This is a genomic window from Lelliottia amnigena (assembly GCF_019047465.1).
GTDB lineage: Bacteria > Pseudomonadota > Gammaproteobacteria > Enterobacterales > Enterobacteriaceae > Enterobacter > Enterobacter amnigenus.
Map to the genome: position 1 here is coordinate 1,284,194 of NZ_CP077236.1, position 19,978 is coordinate 1,304,171.

The window sequence follows — 19,978 nt, forward strand, 5'->3', positions numbered from 1 at the left end:
CGCGATTAACCAAACTCACGCAGGCGGTGCGCGATTTTACGGAACAGTGAGTCGTTGTTGGCGTTGCGATCTTTCTCGCCAGTAATGACAACCGTCGCCGTGGTGCCGGCGGGCCACAGGTTCCCCTGCTCGTCATCCAGGCGAATACGCACCGGCACACGCTGCGCCAGGCGTACCCACTCTAAATTGGAATCTACGGTGGCCATTCCTTTACTGTCGCGAGTGGCACTTGAGTTGGTGACGCCTGCGGCAATGCTGTCCACCGTGCCTTTCAGCACACGGTTGCTGCCAAGCGGGGTGATTTCGGCGCGATACCCTGGACGAACGCCCTCAAGCTTGGTCTCTTCCATATAAGCCAGAACGTAGAAGGAGTGCTGTTTGACGAGCGCCACTGCCGTTGAGCCGCGCGTAATAAACTCACCAGTGTAGACGTTGAGGTTTGTGACCCAGCCATCTGAGGGCGCGCGGATGACCGTACGCTCCAGATCCAGTTTCGCCAGATCGCGGGTAGCTTCTGCTTTTGCCAACTGATGAAGAACGGTTTGCAGCAGGTTGTTCGACTGATCAATTTCTTCGCGAGACATGGCCTGAATGCCTAACTTATTGCGACGCCCCGCCTCACGGCGTTTTTCCGTGGCGAGCGCCTGATAATAGGCCACGTCTGCTTCTGACTCTTCTAATGCTTTCTGATAGCGCGGCTGGTCAATCGTGAAGAGAACCTGATCTTTTTTGACCAGCTGATTATCACGCACATTGACCGCTGTAATAAGGCCCGCCACATCAGGCGCAATCGCCACGATATCCGCGCTAAAGCGCGCATCACGCGTCCAGGGTGATTCGGTATAAAATACCCATGCGCGTGAGATGGCGATAAAGGCCAGAATAACCAGCGCCACGGTAATGGCAGTACGGGAGATATTTCTTGTTAGTGTTTTCACATCTACCTCAGACAAACATGCGCGATATTAAGTAGAAAAGGCAGCAATACAGCGCGGTATTAAACAATGCAGGATGCCAGACAAAATCGTAGATACCGGTCGGGACCAGCACCTTACGCACCAGCCAGAAAATCGCCAGTGATAAAATCAGTTCGAAAAAAATCGGTGGGAAGGAGAGACCAAACACCACGAAAACGGGAAACAGACTCATGTTGACCTTGATTATAGAGCGAGCAGGCGACTGAATTTTTTACGCTCACGCCATCGCAGGAAGGCAAGAAAAGCCGGGCGGGAATGGCGAAGCCGTTAACTCATTAATAATATTTTAACGTAACTGTTATGCTGTTATCTATAATATGTGATCTAAATCACTTTTAAGCCAGAGTGAACAATGGAACGTTTAAAGCGCATGTCCGTCTTTGCCAAAGTCGTCGAATTTGGCTCTTTTACCGCCGCCGCAAGACAGCTGCACATGAGTGTGTCATCCATCAGCCAGACGGTGTCAAAACTGGAAGATGAACTCCAGGTCAAGCTGCTAAACCGCAGCACCCGTAGCATCGGGCTGACGGAGGCGGGTAAAATTTATTATCAGGGCTGTCGGCGCATGCTGCATGAAGTCCAGGATGTGCATGAACAACTTTATGCCTTTAATAACACGCCAATCGGCACACTTCGGATTGGCTGTTCTTCAACTATGGCACAAAATGTTCTTGCCGGTATGACCGCGGAAATGCTGAAAGAGTACCCAGGGCTAACGGTTAATTTAGTTACCGGGATCCCGGCACCGGACCTGATTGCTGACGGGCTGGACGTCGTGATCCGCGTCGGCGCGCTCCAGGACTCGAGCCTTTTCTCCCGTCGACTGGGCAGTATGCCCATGGTCGTCTGTGCCTCAAAAAACTATCTGGCGCAATTTGGCGTCCCGGAAAAACCTGCGGATCTAAGCAATCATTCATGGCTGGAATACAGCGTGCGGCCGGACAACGAGTTTGAGCTGATCGCACCTGAAGGCATTTCAACCAAATTGCTGCCGCAGGGGCGGTTTGTGACCAACGATCCGATGACCATTTCTCGCTGGCTGGTGGCCGGTGCGGGGATCGCATACGTACCGCTGATGTGGGTGATCAATGAGATCAACAGCGGTGAACTGGAGATCCTCTTCCCGCGCTATCAGTCCGATCCGCGCCCGGTCTACGCACTGTATACCGAGAAAGACAAGCTGCCGCTCAAGGTTCAGGTCTGTATTAACTATTTGACGGATTATTTTGTGGAAGTGGCAGAGTTGTATCAGGGGATGCGAGGAAGACGAAAAGAGTAATAAAATGCCCTCCGTAGAGGGCATTTTGAATCCACAATCAGGCTGTGCCGCCGACCGTCAAACTGTCGACTTTCAGCGTCGGCTGGCCTACGCCAACCGGCAGGCTCTGGCCTTCTTTACCGCAGACGCCAACACCTTTATCCAGTTTGAGATCGTTACCGACCATTGAAATCTGCTGCATCGCTTCGATTCCAGAACCAATCAGCGTGGCACCTTTCACCGCTTTGGTGACTTTGCCTTTCTCGATCAGATAGGCCTCTGAGGTTGAGAAGACAAATTTACCGGAGGTGATATCTACCTGTCCGCCGCCAAAGTTTGGCGCGAAGATACCGTAATCAACGGATTCGATAATCTCCTGCGGCGTTGATTTACCCGCCAGCATATAGGTGTTGGTCATGCGCGGCATCGGTAAGTGCGCGTAGGATTCACGACGACCGTTGCCCGTTGGCGCAACGCCCATCAGACGTGCGTTCAGTTTGTCCTGCATGTAGCCTTTCAGCACGCCATTTTCGATCAGCACGTTGTACTGCCCAGGCGTCCCTTCATCATCGATGGAAATGGAGCCACGACGATCGGCCATGGTGCCGTCATCAATAATGGTGCACAGCTCAGACGCCACCAGCTCACCCATTTGACCGCTAAAGACGGACGTGCCGCGACGGTTAAAGTCGCCTTCAAGACCGTGACCGACCGCTTCATGGAGCAGAACGCCTGGCCAGCCCGCGCCCAATACCACTGGCAGCGTGCCCGCAGGTGCTGCGACCGCGTTCAGATTAACCATCGCCATACGGACAGCCTCTTTTGCCCATGCATCCGCACGCACGTCGCCGTCTTCGTCAGCCAGGAACCACTCGTAGCCAAAACGTCCACCGCCGCCGCTGGAGCCACGCTCACGTTTGCCGTCATCTTCCACTTGAACGCTCACCGACAGACGAACCAGCGGGCGCACATCTGCCGCCAGCGTACCGTCCGTTGCCGCAACCAGAATCAGTTCGTATACACCCGTTAAACTGGCCGACACTTCCTGCACGCGTTTGTCTGCCGCACGCGCCACTTTGTCCACGCGGCGCAGAATGTCCAGCTTCTCTTCACGACTCATGCTTTGCAGCGGATCGATGCTGGTATACAGCGCGGTATGTTGTACTTCACCCAGCGTTTTGACGCGGCCATCACCGGTTTCACGGACAATCGTACGTGCCGCCTGGGCGCTCTGTTGCAGTGCCGACAGGCTAATCTGATCGGCATAGGCAAAACCGGTTTTTTCACCGCTCACGGCGCGAACGCCAACGCCCTGGTCGATATTATAAGAGCCATCTTTAATGATGCTGTCTTCTAAAACCCAGGACTCATGATAGCTCGACTGAAAATAGAGATCGCCGTAGTCGAGACGACGCTCGGTCAGTTGGGCAAGAATGGAGAACAGATCCTGATGACTCAGGCCGTTCGCTGCGAGCAAATGTTCACTTACCAGGTTCAGACTCATCGTTTTGCTACTCGTTCGTTGCCGCCCGGCGGGCGGTATAAAAGATCAATATAAATGAGAGTGAGGCAATATATCGCCCGCGTCAAATCATTGCTGTGCATCTTTGCGGGGCTGGCGAAGTACCTCATTAATCTGTGGCTTATCCATCGGGCCGGTAATTCGATAGCGCAAAATTGAGACTTTGCTCCACAGAGGCCCCAGCACCTTACTGGCAGCGAAGACCGCTGCCCCCACAATCGGGTTAACTACAAAGGCTGCCGCTACGCCAACGGTCGCGGAGATTTCAGGTGCGACCACCGCCTCCATATTCAGTTCACGGCGTACCAGATCGACAGAGCCTTTCATGGCGATATCCGCCTCCAGACCGTCCACCAGCGTGTCGTCCGTGTGCAGCACGCCGTCTTTAATCCACGAGGTGCTGCGAATGGAATCGTAGTAGAACCCTTCGCTGAAGGTGTCGCTAAAGTCAAAGCGCAGTTTACGCAGCAAGGCGTCAAAACTCAGCAGACGCAATATCTGTCCGGCATGCCCGGTACTGACATCGGCGATTTCACCTTTGCCAAGGTTAACTTTCAGGATACCGTTTAGCGACGCTTCATCCGGCTTCCACGGCTGCGCGCGCCAGTGCAAATCGTAATTAGCATCGAAAGAAGAGCCCCTCACCGGGGTACTGACGCCAAAGAAATCAAAGGCGCTATCCACTTTGCTTCCCTTGATTTGACCTTTCAATGACGTGCGCTGTTCGCCTGGGGCATTCACCCACTGACCATCGGCCGTTAAACGCCCAAAGCCCGTGTCGATAAGGCCACCGGAGAGACTCAGCGTATTGCCCGCGATCGCAAAGTCACCGTCAATGCGGCCATATTTTTGCCCCATCAACCAGCATTCAGCACAGCGGAATTGCAGATCCGGCCAACCACTGAAATCCACTTTTGTCACTTCCGCGAGTGGCGCAGGCGTGCTGGTTTCGCCTTTTGGCGAAGCCGTTGTCGGGTTGTAATAAAGATAACGAATCGCAGCCTGCCACGGCGCATTGTCGCGCATCGTCAGCGTACCGTTGATCTCACGCCCCTGCGCGTCAACTTTCGAGCCGTTCGCTGTCGGCTCAGAAACAATGCTGAGGTTATTCCACTGCTGTCCGCCTAGCGTTAGCGCCGGGGTACGCACGGTCACTTTCTGCGGGAACTGGGCCGTATCACCGACGTTTTGTCCGACGCCGCGATTGAACATCGCCAGCCACTCAGCGCCATCCAACGCCGGTAAATTCAGTTCTACGCCCGACTGCTCAGGCAGCGGCGGAATGGTGCGGCTGTCCGTCGTCCAGATGGCACGATCAAGCTTCAGCTTACGGCTCAGGAGCCAGCGGCTGTTAAAATGATTTTTAGCGCCAGCATTACCGTTCAGCGCAAAGCTGTTCAGATCGCCGTCGACGTTTATTTTCATTGGCAGCGCCTCACCTGCTCGCTTATCGAGCGGAGCCGGTAAGTGACTGCTTACATTCTTGAGATCGCCCGTGATATCGACCTTATAACGCGCGCCAGAATGATACGGCAGATCAATGCCCACTTTGCCATTCCAAGCAACGGACCCCGCAATGGACTCAGCGACAGGTTTTGGCAACACATCCATTTTTGACGGCTGCCAGTTAGCATCCATATTGACGGCCACCTGATACGCTTTCTCACCCTCTGTGGTTGAGAAATCCACATTCAGCGGCTGATTAAACCAGGTCGCCTTTAGCGGTTCACTTTTCAAATTGCCGTTCACAAAGCTGAATTTCCCGCTCAGGTTTTTCAGCGTGCTATTGAGCGGCTTGATGAACAAACTGTTGTTATTCAACACGACGTCGCCTTCAGCGGTCGTCATCTCACCGTCCAGCGGGATATCAAGGTGCAGGCGGGCATTCACATCGCCATCAATCTGCAACTCTTTCAGCGCCGCAGCCAAAGAATCGTCCAGCGGTGTGTCTTCAAAGTAAGGACCCACGGCTTTACCCGGCCCGTTGATGTCCGCGTCGATCAGCAGTTTCTCTTTGGAATAATCCGGGATCACAGCGGTTAAATTGCTGGCTGTCACACCGCCCAGCGCCACGCTGTCGGTTTTCATCCACAAGCCGTCATTCAGGAAGTTCAGCTCAATATCCAGGTTTTTGAGGGCTGGCCAGTCGGGCTGGAAGGCAAAAGTAGCGTTACGCAGCGGGACCAGAATCTGGAACTGGCCTTCGTTATGTTTGTAAGGGAAAAGATGCGGATTCCCGCCATACACCAGCGTGGCGTTATCGGCCTGTCCGCCCTGAATCGCGCCGCTCAGGTAGTCCACCAGCGCTTTCCCCATCAGGTTTTCCGGGAAATAACGCCAAGCCTGGCCACCGTCATCAGTACTGATCCCGGCGAGAATGCCGAGCCAGGGTTCATTGCCTTCTGGCTGCAAATAGCGGAAATTCCCCGCCGCCCGAACGCCAGTGGCTTTGACGTCGATGTCGCGCCCATCAAGCTGGAAACCTTTATCGTTTTTCAGCCAGTTGAGCGTAGCGGCACCTTTTTCAATCTCCAGAGGCGCACGGAAAACCGTTTCATAGGGCATTTTGGCATCATTCATTTGCACCGTGAGTCGGCCATTTTCAACGCCGCCCTCAAGCGTTCCAGAGAAGTGTTCTGCTCCGGGCAGCAGCTTCCATTGCTTCCAGGAGAGATTTTTCCAGGATGCCTGGAATCGGGTCTTTTCTGTCGCCTGCAGGGGAATATCGAGCGCCAACTTATCAATCTGCCCGCTCGGCTGCGTGGCTTGCCAGACATCGCCCAGTGAGGCAGATATTCGGTTTGCGATAGGGCGCAGGCCTTCGAGGTCGGCCAGCTCAAGATTGCTCGCGCGAATACGCAGTTCATCGCTGCGCTTATTGTCAGCGCCACCCACTTCCTGCTCAGGAATCCACGCCATCGTTAACGCGCCACGCGGCCAGGCTTTGCCATCCATCGTAATGCGCGTATCAGGAATAGAGAATTGCCAGTTTGCACCCTGACGAGTGACATGCGCGGTCAGATTATCGACAGACATATCATGGGACTGATTGTCACCTTTCCATGCCGCGCCACCCTGCTTGAGCCAGACATCGCCCGCCGCAATATCGCCATCCGTCAGGGTGAGCCAGCCTTCAAGGCTAAAACGCGCACGTTGCAGCGCAACGTTATCCTGCATCCATTTGCCCAACCACGGCTTGACGTCGACGTCATCCGCCTGCAGCCACACGCGGCCACTGTTCAGCAAACCATTATCATCACGCAGATCCATGCGCACCTGCATGATGCCGTGTTGCCCGGTCAGGCTGGAAAGATTGACCTGTCCTTCTGCGCGGTGGCGATCTTTACCGTTCAGCCAGGTGAGCTGCGGGATCGCCAGTTCTGCGCGTTGGCCAGAAAGCGTAATAAAGCTGATTTCACTGTCACGCAGATCGAAGTGATCGAACTGCCGCAGGAAAAGATCGCTGATACGGTTGGTTTCGATCCCTTTGCTGTCGCTGCTGCGCAGAGGCGTATTGGTCACAAACTGGAGTTGATAAAAGGTGAGATCGCGAAACTGCCAGCGCATATGCAGCAAACTTTGCCAGACATCCAGCGCCAGGGTAACACGTTTGATTTTAAGATAGCCGCCGTCTGGCAGCGCGGCGTTGATATCGCGCGCATCCAGCGTCGGGCCAAAATTTTGCCAGTTCGCGCTGAGCTGGCTGACATCCACCGGAACGCCGGTGGCACTTTCTATTTTTGCCAGCACCTGCGGGCGCCAGCTGTCCAGATGCGGCAGAACGAGGCGCAGCCCGCTCACGAGCAACGCCACAATGACGACAAGCGTTGCCCCTGTAAGCAGTAAAATTCCTGGCAATCGCCTCACGCATCTCTCCTTGTCAGCCGTTCTCTTGCAGCGTCGCTGCGTTGTTTTACATCATTACCACATCAAACTGCTGCTGATTATAGAGCGGCTCAATTTGCACTTTTACCTGTTTGCCGACAAAGATTTCCACTTCCGCAAGCGCATGCGACTCTTCGCCTTTCAGTGCTTCTGCCACTGCTGGGGAAGCATAGACCAGAAAACGATCGGAGTCGTAGGCGTGATGAACGCGAACGATTTCACGCATGATTTCATAACAGACAGTTTCGACGGATTTCACCGTGCCGCGCCCGTTACAGGACGGGCATACATTGCACAGCACATGCTCAACGCTTTCGCGCGTGCGTTTGCGGGTCATCTCCACCAGGCCAAGCTGCGAGAAACCATTAATACTGGTTTTCACACGATCTTTACTCAGCGCCTGCTCCAGAGAATGCAGGACGCGACGACGGTGATCTTCATTATTCATATCGATAAAGTCGATGATGATAATGCCGCCGAGATTGCGCAGACGCAGCTGGCGCGCAATCGCCTGGGTCGCTTCAATATTGGTGTTGAAAATAGTGTCGTCAAGATTGCGGTGACCAACAAACGCGCCGGTATTGATATCCACGGTGGTCATCGCTTCGGTCTGATCGATGATCAGATAGCCACCCGATTTCAGCTCGACTTTGCGCTCCAGGGCGCGCTGGATTTCATTTTCGACATCAAAGAGATCGAAAATCGGCTGACGACCAGAATAGTGTTCCAGCAGACCCGGCATCTCAGGAATGTATTCCGCGGTAAATTCCAGCAATGCGTCGTACGTCAGACGAGAATCCACGCGAATTCTGTCGAGCTGTGCATCGGCAAAATCGCGTAACACGCGTTGGGCCAGCGCCAGCTCGCCATACAACTGATAACGGGTCTGGTTGCGCTTTTTACGTTCCATCACTTTGGTCCAGACGCGTTTCAGATAGGCTGCATCTGAGGCGAGATCCTCTTCGCTGATCCCCTCTGCCGCCGTACGAATAATGAAACCGCCCTGCTCATCACAATACGCACCGACCACCTTTTTCAGGCGCTCGCGCTCGTCCTCACTCTCAATACGCTGAGAGACGCCTACGTGCGATGCGCCCGGCATAAAGACCAGATAGCGAGAAGGTAAAGTGATGTCTGTCGTGAGGCGCGCGCCTTTGGTGCCGAGCGGGTCTTTCACCACTTGCACCATTAAATCCTGGCCCTGACGGACCAGTTCGGAGATGTCACGAACGGTAAACTGTTTTTGCTCTTCGCCCGCCACGCATTCGGTATGGGGCATGATGTCTGAGGCATGCAGAAACGCCGCTTTATCAAGACCAATATCTACAAATGCCGCCTGCATACCCGGTAGTACACGACTGACACGACCTTTGTAGATATTGCCTACTATTCCGCGTCGCGCTTCGCGCTCAATATGAATTTCCTGAAGAATGCCGCCATCTATATAAGCCACCCGAGTTTCCGATGGCGTTACGTTCACCAACAGTTCAGCCGTCATAATTATCCCTTCCCTCACGCAGTGAGTTAAAATTGCTTAGCAACTCATACGTTTCCACCAGCGGTAAGCCGACTACGGCGTGATAGCTGCCATTGATCTTCCTGACAAAACAGCCACCCAGCCCTTGAATACCGTATGCACCTGCTTTATCCATAGGTTCACCGCTGGCGATATAACCGGCGATTTCCTCATCGGTAAGCACTCTGAATGTGACGTCCGTAACCACCAGACAATCGAGCACGTTTTGGCTGTCTGCCAGCGCAACGGCTGTCATCACCTGATGTGTTTGCCCGGATAGTTTACGCAGCATATGTGCCGCATGTTCTGCGTCACGCGGTTTCTCGAGAACTTCACCGTTGAAAATCACGATGGTATCCGCCCCCAGCACCGGTAAGTCTCGCGGCGTTTGTGCCACGCCAGCCTGTGCTTTTTCTCGCGCTAGACGGGACACATACTGCTGCGCGCTTTCGCCTTCGGCCCGTTTTTCTTCAATACCGGTGACGATACGTTCAAAAGAGACACCTAACTGCGTGAGGAGCTCCTGACGGCGCGGGGAACCAGAGGCAAGATATAAAGACGTCATAGAAACCTTTTATTGCACGGCAAACTGCTGGCGAATTTTACGCATCAGCAGGAACAACCACGGCCAGAGCACACCGTTAACTACACTACTCCAGAACACTTCCGGTCGGAAAGAGACGTTGATCACTAAAAACTCAGCCCAGAAAACAATGATATCCGCGGCAAGCGACAACAACATCACCACCAGCGCCTGTTGCCAGAGCGCGAGGTTTCGGAAAAGCTGGAATTTCAGTGCGACGAGGTACGCAATAATACTCATGGACAAGGCGCGCACGCCAAGCGTTGAGCCACTAATGAGATCCAGTATGGCACCCATCACAAAACCTGTGCCCACATTTACGCGGTGCGGTAGTGCGAGGGACCAGTAGAGTAAAATGAGCAGCACCCAGTTTGGCCGGAAAACGAGAAGGTCGTCCGGCCAGGGCATAACTTGCAGCAACAGTGCGATGAAGAACGAGAGCCAAATAACCCAACGACCCTGACTACGATAGCTTGCCACTACTGCCCTCCTGAGGAGAGCTGCGGCGGCGGTGGCGCATCAGACGTTGGCTGCGTTAATCCCGTCGCAGGGGCTGGTACAGGTGCAGGCGGTCCCATGGAATCAGGCGCAGGCAGTACCTGTGGCATCATTTGCATTAAACGTTCATTGGCCACGCGGTGGACATCTTCCGGCGTCATTGGGTTTGAGCCATTACGATCGGCCCCCCACAGCAGCAGAAGGTAACGCAAGCGCTGTAAACCCGCGGTCGGACGAGCCTGAATGACGGTGTAAGCGCGTTGTGTATCCAGCTTAACGGAGGAAACCACAGCCACCGGATAGCCTTCAGGGAAGCGACCACCCAGACCGGACGTCACGAGGACGTCACCGACGCGAATATCGGTGTTGGCAGGCAGATGTTCAAGCTGTAAGTCATCCGTGCATCCGTTACCGGCTGCGATGATACGAATATCGTTGCGCAGTACCTGAATTGGCAACGCATGCGTTGCATCACAGATAAGCAGAACGCGGCTGGTCAACTTCGCCACCGCCACGACCTGACCCACAACCCCTTTATCACTGATAACGGGCTGGCCTTCGTAAACACCATTCACGCTGCCTTTGTCGATCACCACCTGATCGCTATACGGATCGTTAACGGTGGAGATCACCTGCGTCACCATTTTCTGCTCATCCTGACGCAGCGGCGAACCCAGCAGTTCACGCAGTCGGGCGTTTTCCTGACGATACTGACCCAGCATCAGCAGTTCGCTGTTTTTGAGCAGCAGTTCCTGGCGTAAGGCCCGGTTTTCAAGCTCGAGTTGATCGCGCGAAGACAACGTTTGTGAAACGCTGTCGAGTAATTCACGGGGACCATTAGATACAAAGTAGAAAGGGCTGACGGCGGTATCCATGTATGTTCTGATTTGGCTGAACATACCAAGGCGGCTGTCGGCAATGATGATCCCAAGCGCTACCAGAACCCCCAGGATCAGGCGAAACTGCAGCGACGGGCCACGGCTAAAAATTGGCTTCATAGGCTATGCGTATTCTCGCGTCAGAGAGAAAGGGTAGCGATCGCTACCCTTTCACACCCGACTACTCTTCGCTGAACAAGTCGCCGCCGTGCATGTCGATCATTTCCAGCGCCTTGCCGCCGCCACGGGCTACGCAAGTCAGTGGATCTTCTGCAACTACGACAGGAATACCTGTCTCTTCCATTAACAGGCGGTCGAGGTTACGCAGCAGCGCACCACCACCGGTCAGAACCATACCGCGTTCGGAGATGTCGGAAGCCAGTTCTGGTGGGCACTGCTCCAGCGCAACCATCACCGCGCTAACGATACCGGTCAGCGGCTCTTGCAGCGCTTCCAGGATTTCGTTGGAGTTCAGGGTAAAGCCACGCGGAACACCTTCAGCCAGGTTACGACCACGAACTTCAATTTCGCGGACTTCGTCGCCAGGATAAGCGGAACCGATTTCGTGCTTAATTCGCTCTGCGGTGGCTTCACCAATCAGAGAGCCGTAATTACGGCGCACATAATTAATAATGGCTTCATCGAAACGGTCACCACCGATACGCACGGAGGAGGAATAAACCACGCCGTTCAGGGAGATAACCGCCACTTCTGTGGTACCGCCACCGATATCCACCACCATGGAACCCGTCGCTTCGGAAACCGGAAGACCCGCACCGATTGCAGCAGCCATTGGCTCTTCAATCAGGAAGACTTCACGCGCACCCGCACCCTGAGCAGACTCACGGATCGCACGACGCTCAACCTGAGTCGCACCCACCGGCACACAAACCAGCACGCGCGGACTTGGGCGCATGAAGCTATTGCTGTGAACCTGTTTGATGAAGTGCTGAAGCATTTTTTCGGTGACGAAGAAGTCAGCGATAACGCCATCTTTCATTGGGCGGATCGCGGCGATGTTACCTGGGGTACGACCCAGCATCTGCTTCGCATCATGTCCTACGGCTGCCACACTTTTAGGGGAGCCGGCACGATCCTGACGAATGGCCACAACGGAAGGCTCATTCAATACGATGCCTTGTCCTTTAACATAAATCAGGGTATTCGCAGTACCCAGGTCAATGGACAGGTCATTGGAAAACATGCCACGAAATTTTTTCAACATACTAGGGGATAATCCTGAAAGCTGGGGCGGAAAAATAAAATCCGCTTACTTTACCAACCACACGCAGCAGCGACAAGGCGCAAAAATCATCTGCTACGGTGAAAATTAGTGCAGCACGTTTCCTAATGTTACAAATGTATTACCTGATTCCATCAGGGCTGAGTCAACAGCTGCGTCCCTCACGTCTATTTGCAACATTCAAGGTCGTTCACTGGCGTTTTGCTCGTCATACTCAAAGCTACAGGCGCGATATTCTACGTGAAAACAAATTAAACGGCAGGTCAAACAGAGTATCTTTGCAAATATTTTTTCACATTGCTGTCAAGCGGCTGAGAGGACGCAATAAAATCCCCTTGACCACCCGCCACACCGCGCTCCGTCAACATCTGCCATTCACTCCGTGAACGTATGCCCGTGGCGAAGACTTGCGTCTGCGTACCCTTGCAGGCTTCGACCAGACTCTGAACCAAAAGTTGGTTTTCTGCGCGCTTTTCAATATTCCTGACCAGCCCCGGATGCAGCTTCAAAAGTTCGACATCCAGTTCTTTGATCCAGCTGGTACTGACCAGGGTTAAACCTGCCTGGGTCACCGCGATGCGTACGCCAAGCGCATTCAACAAACGGACCACAGGCTGTAAGCGGCTGATATGTTGACAGACATCTGCCTCTGCAAGTTCAAAAATAATGCGTTTACGTTGCGATTTTTCGCATTGCATTAAGACATCACGCAACCAGCGTTGAAAACGCGGGCGAATCAGCGACTCTACCGTAACCTGTAATGCCAGATTTTCTTCAGGCCAGAAAGATAAAAATGGGATAAGGCGCGAGATTTGTTGACGGTCGTATTCTTCAGAGAGACCAAACTGTAGCACCATCGGCAGATATTCGGCGGAAATGACCTCTTCGGTTCCGTCAAAGAGGCGACACATTAATTCACGATGATGAACCTGGCCGTTACGCAGGACCGCTGGCTTCTGATAAATCCGGGGTCCGCCTCGGCTCAGCATTTGCTCAATAAGCGTACGCCAACGTACGTTTCCGCGCCCCTTTTCTGGCAAAGAATCGTCATAAATCGCCCAGCTATTTGCGCCCTGCAACACAGCGTTGCGCGTTGCCGCTTCGGCATGCTCCATGACCTGTTGCGTCTGCTGCCCGCCACGCCAGGCGCAAATCCCGATATGGACCATGTCATCGCGATCGAGCATTTTGGTTTGCGGGAGTGCATCAACCGCTTTCAGTAACTGGCTGGCGATACTTTCTGACTCTTTCAGCGTGCGGTGCGGTAACAGTACGGCGAAATCACTGCGGTGATAGCGGGCCAGTAGCGCGCCGGGATAGCGCATAATAAATGTCGATAACAGATTAATCAGCGTGAAGAGGTGATCTTCTGCCACTGACCGACCCCAGGTATCGCGCAGCAAATCGAAATCGGGCAGGCGGATGATCATCACCACCCCGTGCGTCCCAACCTTTTCAGGATCTTCCAGCAGCGTTCCCAGTTGATTATCAAAGAAAAGGCGGTTGTTTAGACCGGTTTTATTATCCTGCGCGGCATACGATCGAATCAGCGTATCCATCCGGCTGCGCTGCTCGCTGGCAAACTGAATTTCAGAGAGTAAAACATCGAGCGCACTGCTGGTACGCGACGGCCACTCATAGACCGAGCCGCGCACTTTCGCGCCTCGCTCTCCGTTTAAAATGCGCAGGGAGCGTGATTCCAGCAGCTCCTGCCCGGAAAGCTGACGTCGCAGCCAGCGCACAGCCAGAAAAATCAGTATCACCATAAAGCCCACCGCGAAAGTCAGCGGCGCGGTAGTCATCAACGAACGGAAATAATTTGCCATCGGGTCCTGATAGACCAACCGGATAGACATGCCTGGGCTTTTTAATGATTGCACCGTGAGCTCGCGGTACTGAGGGAGCGTGCCCACCGGACGATAGCTGCTTTGCCGAGCATGGCTGAGGACGACGTTACTTCCCTGTAGGATGTCGATATGGACGATATCTACCGGCACCATGATTTCATCAAGCTGCTGCGAAAGCGCGGGAAGGGTTGATGTTACGAGTCGCGTGTCGATGACGGACGCGACAGACTGCACTCGATTCGTTAACTTGTCCTGAATGGCGTTATAAAAGCTGAGCGAACAGCCTATCAGGGTGACAAAGATGGTTAACCCCGTCAGCAACGTAATAAAAGCCGAAAATTTCGTCGATAATCGCATCCTTGAGATTACTCCGCTGGTTGATGGGGTGAGTGAGCGCTAACTTTCATGTTTCGTGGCGCATACTAGCAAACCTGATATATCTGGCAATTTATTGCGTTAAATCGGCATAGCGTTTCAATGAGCGAGTATAGTCTCCAGAAATTATTTTCCAATCACCATGCTTAGTGAGGACATCTGTATGCAGGCATTGATCTTAGAACAACAAGACGGCAAAACCCTGGCGTCGGTTCAATCCATCGAGGCGACCCGCTTGCCTGAAGGCGACGTCACCGTTGACATTGACTGGTCCAGCCTGAACTACAAGGACGCACTCGCCATTACCGGCAAAGGTAAAATCATCCGAAACTTTCCGATGGTGCCTGGAATCGACTTCTCGGGTCATGTTCACGCGAGTGAAGATCCGCGTTTCCACGTTGGACAGCAGGTGCTGTTAACGGGCTGGGGCGTGGGTGAAAACCATTGGGGCGGACTGGCCGCGCAAGCCCGCGTTAAAGGCGACTGGCTTGTGCCAATGCCAAAAGGCATGGACGGTCGCAAAGCGATGATCATCGGTACGGCTGGCTTTACGGCGATGCTGTGCGTAATGGCGCTGGAAGACGCGGGAATTCGTCCCGAATCAGGTGAAATCGTGGTAACCGGTGCAAGTGGCGGTGTAGGCAGTACCGCCATCACCCTGCTGCACAAATTAGGCTATCAGGTTGCCGCCGTTTCTGGTCGTGAAAGCACGCATGATTACCTGCGTTCACTGGGTGCAAACCGCATTCTGGGTCGTGAAGAGTTTGCTGAAACCCGTCCGCTGGAAAAACAAATCTGGGCAGGTGCGGTGGATACCGTGGGCGACAAAGTGCTGGCAAAATTACTGGCGCAGATGAATTACGGTGGATGCGTTGCCGCTTGCGGTCTGGCGGGGGGTTTTGCCCTACCAACCACCGTGATGCCGTTTATTCTGCGTAATGTGCGTCTGCAAGGTGTGGATTCCGTGATGACGCCTGCCGCACGCCGTACGCAGGCCTGGGAGCGACTGGTACGTGATTTACCGGAATCGTTCTATACCCAGAGCGCAACTGAAATCAGTCTTGGACAGGCACCTGAATTTGCTGAAAAAATCATGGACAACCAGTTCCATGGCCGCGCGCTGGTGAAGATTGCCTAATCTTCAAATTTTCGTGACATATTCGCGATAACTACACTCCTCCGTCATGCTTATAAAAAATGCATGACGGAGAGTGCCATGAAAAACCGAAAACTGACGGAAGCCGACGTAACGTCCGAATCTGTCTTTATGTTACAGCGCCGCCAGATCCTGAAGATGCTTGGTATCAGCGCCACCGCGCTTTCACTTTCCCCTGCCGCTCATGCCGACCTGCTTGACTGGTTTAAAGGCAATGACCGCCCCAAAGCGCCCTCCGGACAGCCGCTGGATTTTACCCAACCCGCACAATGGCAGAATAAACTGGCACTGACGCCGGAAGATAAAGTCACCGGTTACAATAATTTTTATGAGTTTGGCCTGGATAAAGCGGACCCTGCCGCCAACGCAGGCAGTATGAAAACCGATCCCTGGACGCTCAAAATTGAAGGTGAAGTGGCAAAACCACTGACGCTGGATCATCACGATTTGACCACTCGATTCCCGCTTGAAGAGCGCATCTACCGCATGCGCTGCGTCGAAGCCTGGTCGATGGTCGTGCCATGGGTTGGCTTCCCGCTGCATAAACTGCTGGCGTTGGTTGAACCCACCAGCAATGCAAAATATGTCTCTTTCCAGACGCTTTACTCGCCGGAGCAAATGCCAGGACAAAAGGACCGGTTTATCGGCGGTGGGCTGGCGTATCCCTACGTGGAAGGGCTTCGTCTGGATGAAGCCATGCACCCATTGACGCTGCTGACCGTTGGCGTGTATGGCAAGGCGCTGCCGCCGCAAAACGGTGCGCCTATCCGCTTAACCGTGCCGTGGAAATATGGTTTTAAGGGCATCAAATCGATTGTCAGCATCAAACTGACTCGCGAGCGCCCCCCTACAACCTGGAATTTGGCCGCCCCTGACGAATATGGATTTCTGGCGAACGTGAACCCACACGTCGATCACCCGCGCTGGTCTCAAGCCACGGAGCGTTTTATCGGCTCGGGCGGTGCGCTGGACGTCAAACGCCAGCCGACATTGCTGTTTAACGGCTATGCGGATCAAGTCGCGTCTCTTTATCGGGGCATCAACTTGCAGGAGAATTTCTAAGTGCGTTTAACCGCAAAGCAGATTACCGGGTTAAAGGTGATTTTACACCTTGCCGGTTTGCTTCCTTTTATATGGTTATTCTGGGCGGCCAGTCAGGGCTATTTCAGCGCCGATCCGGCCAAAGATATCCAACATTTTACCGGTAGGATGGCTCTGAAATTTTTGTTAGCCAGCTTGCTGATTTCACCCCTGGCACGCTACGCTAAACAGCCATTATTGATCCGCACTCGCCGCCTTTTAGGCTTGTGGTGTTTTGCCTGGGCAACGCTCCATTTGACCAGTTACGCGTTGCTGGAACTGGGGATTAACAATCTGGCATTGCTCGGAAGCGAGCTAATATCGCGCCCGTATTTAACGCTAGGTATTGTAAGCTGGGTAATACTGCTTGCGCTGACGTTAACCTCAACACAGTATGCGCAGCGAAAATTGGGCAGACGCTGGCAATTGCTGCATAACTTCGTTTATCTCGTTGCGATCCTGGCGCCGATACATTACCTGTGGTCGGTAAAGATTTTATCGCCGCAACCTGTCATCTATGCGTTGCTCGCACTCGGGCTTCTGGCATGGCGTTACAAGAAGTTCCGCCAGTGGTGGCGATAATCCGCTAAACTGTGCGTTTTCCCGCAGAATACCCATCAACCGCGAATCTTTTTGGCTTTGCGGTTGATAATCTTCCCTGATAAGACCAGTATTTAGCTGCCAAATGCTACGAAATCGTTATAATGTGCGACTTTGGTTTTCCTGACAGGGGTTTTGAGCCTCTGAAAAGGTGACAATTGCGCGTTGAAGGTATATTTTGTTTTTTTACCCGAGATTCGCAGGAGATAGCGGCACAATGGCTGATAAATTCCACATCTTAGTTCTGAACGGACCGAACCTTAACATGCTCGGAACCCGTGAGCCGGAGAAGTATGGCTCTCTGACATTAAGCGAAATTGTTAACCGTCTGAGTACGGAAGCAGCGTCACTCAATGTGGAACTGGATCATTTTCAGTCAAATGCGGAGTACGCAATCATCGACCGAATTCATCAGGCTAAAGACACTGTGGACTATATCCTGATTAATCCGGCCGCGTTTACGCACACCAGTGTAGCTATCCGCGACGCACTGCTTGCCGTGAGCATCCCGTTTATCGAGATCCACCTGAGCAATGTGCATGCCCGTGAACCGTTCCGCCACCATTCATATCTGTCTGATATCGCCACGGGCGTTATCTGCGGACTTGGTGCTGACGGTTATTCATACGCTTTACAGACAGCGGTAAAACGCTTGTCACAATCACACTAAACAAGAGTACGGAACCCACTCATGGATATTCGTAAGATTAAAAAGCTGATCGAGCTGGTTGAAGAATCAGGCATCTCCGAACTGGAAATTTCTGAAGGCGAAGAGTCTGTACGCATCAGTCGTGCCGCGCCAAATGTTGGCTACCCAGTCATGCAGCAAGCTTATGCTGCACCTGTGATGCAACAGCCTGCTCTGTCTAACGCAGTCGCTCCGGCAGCAGAAGCGCCGGTTGCTGCAGCAGCAGAAATCAGTGGTCACATCGTACGTTCCCCAATGGTTGGTACTTTCTACCGCACCCCGAGCCCGGACGCGAAGGCGTTCATCGAAGTGGGTCAGAAAGTCAATGTAGGCGATACCCTGTGCATCGTTGAAGCCATGAAAATGATGAACCAAATCGAAGCAGACAAGTCTGGTACTGTGAAAGCGATTCTGGTCGAAAGTGGTCAGCCGGTAGAATTTGACGAGCCGCTGGTCGTCATCGAGTAACGAGGCGAACATGCTGGATAAAATTGTTATCGCCAACCGTGGCGAGATCGCATTGCGAATCCTTCGTGCCTGTAAAGAATTGGGCATTAAGACTGTTGCTGTGCATTCAAGCGCGGACCGCGATTTAAAACACGTATTACTGGCGGATGAGACGGTCTGTATCGGTCCGGCTCCGTCCGTAAAAAGTTATCTGAATATCCCGGCAATCATCAGCGCCGCTGAAATCACCGGCGCGGTGGCAATCCATCCGGGTTATGGCTTCCTCTCTGAGAATGCCAACTTTGCCGAGCAGGTTGAACGTTCTGGCTTTATCTTTATCGGCCCGAAAGCAGACACGATTCGCCTGATGGGTGACAAAGTCTCTGCAATCACCGCAATGAAGAAAGCTGGCGTACCAACTGTTCCTGGTTCCGACGGCCCTCTGACCGACGATATGGATGCTAACCGTGCCCATGCTAAACGCATTGGCTATCCGGTTATCATCAAAGCGTCCGGCGGCGGCGGCGGTCGTGGTATGCGCGTTGTACGTAGCGATACCGACCTGGCTCAGTCCATTGCCATGACCAAAGCTGAAGCGAAAGCGGCTTTCAGCAATGACATGGTTTACATGGAAAAATACCTGGAAAACCCACGTCACATCGAAATTCAGGTGTTGGCTGACGGTCAGGGTAACGCTATCTATCTGGCTGAGCGCGACTGCTCCATGCAGCGCCGTCACCAGAAAGTCGTTGAAGAAGCACCAGCGCCAGGCATCACGCCGGAACTGCGTCGCTACATCGGCGAGCGTTGCTCTAAAGCGTGCGTGGATATCGGTTATCGCGGTGCAGGTACGTTCGAGTTCCTGTTCGAAAACGGCGAGTTCTATTTCATCGAGATGAACACCCGTATTCAGGTTGAACACCCTGTCACCGAAATGATTACCGGTGTTGACCTGATTAAAGAACAGCTGCGTATCGCTGCGGGTCAGCCACTGTCCATCAAGCAGGAAGAAGTGATCGTCAAAGGTCATGCGGTAGAGTGTCGTATCAACGCCGAAGACCCGAACACCTTCCTGCCAAGCCCGGGTAAAATCACGCGTTTCCACGCGCCGGGCGGTTTTGGCGTGCGTTGGGAATCTCATATCTACGCTGGCTATACTGTGCCACCGTACTATGACTCAATGATTGGCAAGCTTATCTGCTATGGCGAAAATCGTGATGTGGCAATTGCCCGCATGAAGAACGCCTTGCAGGAACTGATCATCGACGGTATCAAAACCAACATTGATCTGCAGGTTCGTATCATGAACGACGAGCATTTCCAGAACGGTGGAACGAACATCCACTATCTGGAGAAAAAACTCGGTCTTCACGAAAAATAAGACTGCATTCTCATTAAAAGGCCGGAGATTCCGGCCTTTTTTAT

Annotated in this window: 17 protein-coding genes; 7 read left to right on the forward strand and 10 right to left on the reverse strand. The window is 53.3% G+C overall.

What is annotated here, in order from left to right; translation table 11 throughout:
• Positions 1-5: 5 nt before the first annotated feature.
• Both aaeA and aaeX read right to left on the reverse strand, forming a co-directional pair.
• Entirely contained in the window at positions 6-938 is a 933-nt protein-coding gene (gene aaeA / locus I6L74_RS06045) for a p-hydroxybenzoic acid efflux pump subunit AaeA (protein ID WP_059177295.1), read from the reverse strand.
• 7 nt (positions 939-945) lie between these two features.
• On the reverse strand, positions 946-1,149 hold the full coding sequence (gene aaeX, locus I6L74_RS06050; RefSeq protein WP_059177294.1) for a p-hydroxybenzoic acid efflux pump operon protein AaeX: 204 nt from the start codon (positions 1,147-1,149) through the stop codon (positions 946-948).
• A 180-nt stretch (positions 1,150-1,329) separates the two neighbouring features.
• Here aaeX and aaeR point away from each other — a divergent pair, with 180 nt between their 5' ends.
• On the forward strand, positions 1,330-2,256 hold the full coding sequence (aaeR, locus tag I6L74_RS06055) for an HTH-type transcriptional activator AaeR (protein WP_059177293.1): 927 nt from the start codon (positions 1,330-1,332) through the stop codon (positions 2,254-2,256).
• A gap of 37 nt (positions 2,257-2,293) precedes the next feature.
• Here the strand turns inward: aaeR and tldD are convergent, their stop codons facing one another.
• From tldD to csrD, 8 genes are all read right to left on the reverse strand, one after another.
• Complete coding sequence (tldD, locus tag I6L74_RS06060) at positions 2,294-3,739, reverse strand: metalloprotease TldD (protein ID WP_059177292.1); 1,446 nt, start codon at positions 3,737-3,739, stop codon at positions 2,294-2,296.
• An 87-nt stretch (positions 3,740-3,826) separates the two neighbouring features.
• Positions 3,827-7,624: an AsmA2 domain-containing protein YhdP gene (gene yhdP / locus I6L74_RS06065; RefSeq protein WP_059177291.1), complete on the reverse strand. Its 3,798-nt coding sequence runs from the start codon at positions 7,622-7,624 to the stop codon at positions 3,827-3,829.
• Positions 7,625-7,670: 46 nt separating this feature from the next.
• On the reverse strand, positions 7,671-9,140 hold the full coding sequence (rng, locus tag I6L74_RS06070) for a ribonuclease G (RefSeq protein WP_059177290.1): 1,470 nt from the start codon (positions 9,138-9,140) through the stop codon (positions 7,671-7,673).
• Entirely contained in the window at positions 9,130-9,723 is a 594-nt protein-coding gene (locus I6L74_RS06075; RefSeq protein ID WP_059177289.1) for a Maf family protein, read from the reverse strand. Before I6L74_RS06075 ends, rng begins: the two co-directional genes overlap by 11 nt.
• A 9-nt stretch (positions 9,724-9,732) precedes the next feature.
• On the reverse strand, positions 9,733-10,221 hold the full coding sequence (gene mreD, locus I6L74_RS06080; RefSeq protein WP_015960665.1) for a rod shape-determining protein MreD: 489 nt from the start codon (positions 10,219-10,221) through the stop codon (positions 9,733-9,735).
• Entirely contained in the window at positions 10,221-11,237 is a 1,017-nt protein-coding gene (gene mreC, locus I6L74_RS06085) for a rod shape-determining protein MreC (protein WP_059177288.1), read from the reverse strand. The genes mreD and mreC overlap by 1 nt, the downstream gene beginning before the upstream one ends.
• Positions 11,238-11,298: 61 nt before the next feature.
• On the reverse strand, positions 11,299-12,342 hold the full coding sequence (gene mreB, locus I6L74_RS06090; protein ID WP_000913396.1) for a rod shape-determining protein MreB: 1,044 nt from the start codon (positions 12,340-12,342) through the stop codon (positions 11,299-11,301).
• A gap of 281 nt (positions 12,343-12,623) precedes the next feature.
• Positions 12,624-14,564: an RNase E specificity factor CsrD gene (gene csrD, locus I6L74_RS06095; protein WP_059177287.1), complete on the reverse strand. Its 1,941-nt coding sequence runs from the start codon at positions 14,562-14,564 to the stop codon at positions 12,624-12,626.
• 181 nt (positions 14,565-14,745) lie between these two features.
• Between csrD and acuI the strand changes: the two genes are divergently transcribed.
• The 6 genes from acuI to accC all read left to right on the forward strand — a co-directional run bounded on the left by acuI (position 14,746) and on the right by accC (position 19,934).
• A complete protein-coding gene (gene acuI, locus I6L74_RS06100) occupies positions 14,746-15,720 on the forward strand; it encodes an acrylyl-CoA reductase (NADPH) (protein WP_059177286.1) in 975 nt (324 codons plus the stop codon).
• Between the two features lie 78 nt (positions 15,721-15,798).
• On the forward strand, positions 15,799-16,800 hold the full coding sequence (gene msrP / locus I6L74_RS06105) for a protein-methionine-sulfoxide reductase catalytic subunit MsrP (protein ID WP_059177285.1): 1,002 nt from the start codon (positions 15,799-15,801) through the stop codon (positions 16,798-16,800).
• Complete coding sequence (gene msrQ / locus I6L74_RS06110; RefSeq protein ID WP_059177284.1) at positions 16,801-17,400, forward strand: protein-methionine-sulfoxide reductase heme-binding subunit MsrQ; 600 nt, start codon at positions 16,801-16,803, stop codon at positions 17,398-17,400.
• Between the two features lie 235 nt (positions 17,401-17,635).
• On the forward strand, positions 17,636-18,088 hold the full coding sequence (aroQ, locus tag I6L74_RS06115; protein WP_059177283.1) for a type II 3-dehydroquinate dehydratase: 453 nt from the start codon (positions 17,636-17,638) through the stop codon (positions 18,086-18,088).
• A 21-nt stretch (positions 18,089-18,109) separates the two neighbouring features.
• Positions 18,110-18,574, forward strand: coding sequence for an acetyl-CoA carboxylase biotin carboxyl carrier protein (accB, locus tag I6L74_RS06120; protein ID WP_015960672.1), 465 nt, complete (start codon positions 18,110-18,112; stop codon positions 18,572-18,574).
• A 10-nt stretch (positions 18,575-18,584) separates the two neighbouring features.
• Positions 18,585-19,934 carry an acetyl-CoA carboxylase biotin carboxylase subunit gene (gene accC, locus I6L74_RS06125; RefSeq protein WP_059177282.1) on the forward strand — a complete coding sequence of 450 codons (1,350 nt, stop codon included), beginning with the start codon at positions 18,585-18,587 and terminating at the stop codon, positions 19,932-19,934.
• Positions 19,935-19,978: the final 44 nt, after the last annotated feature.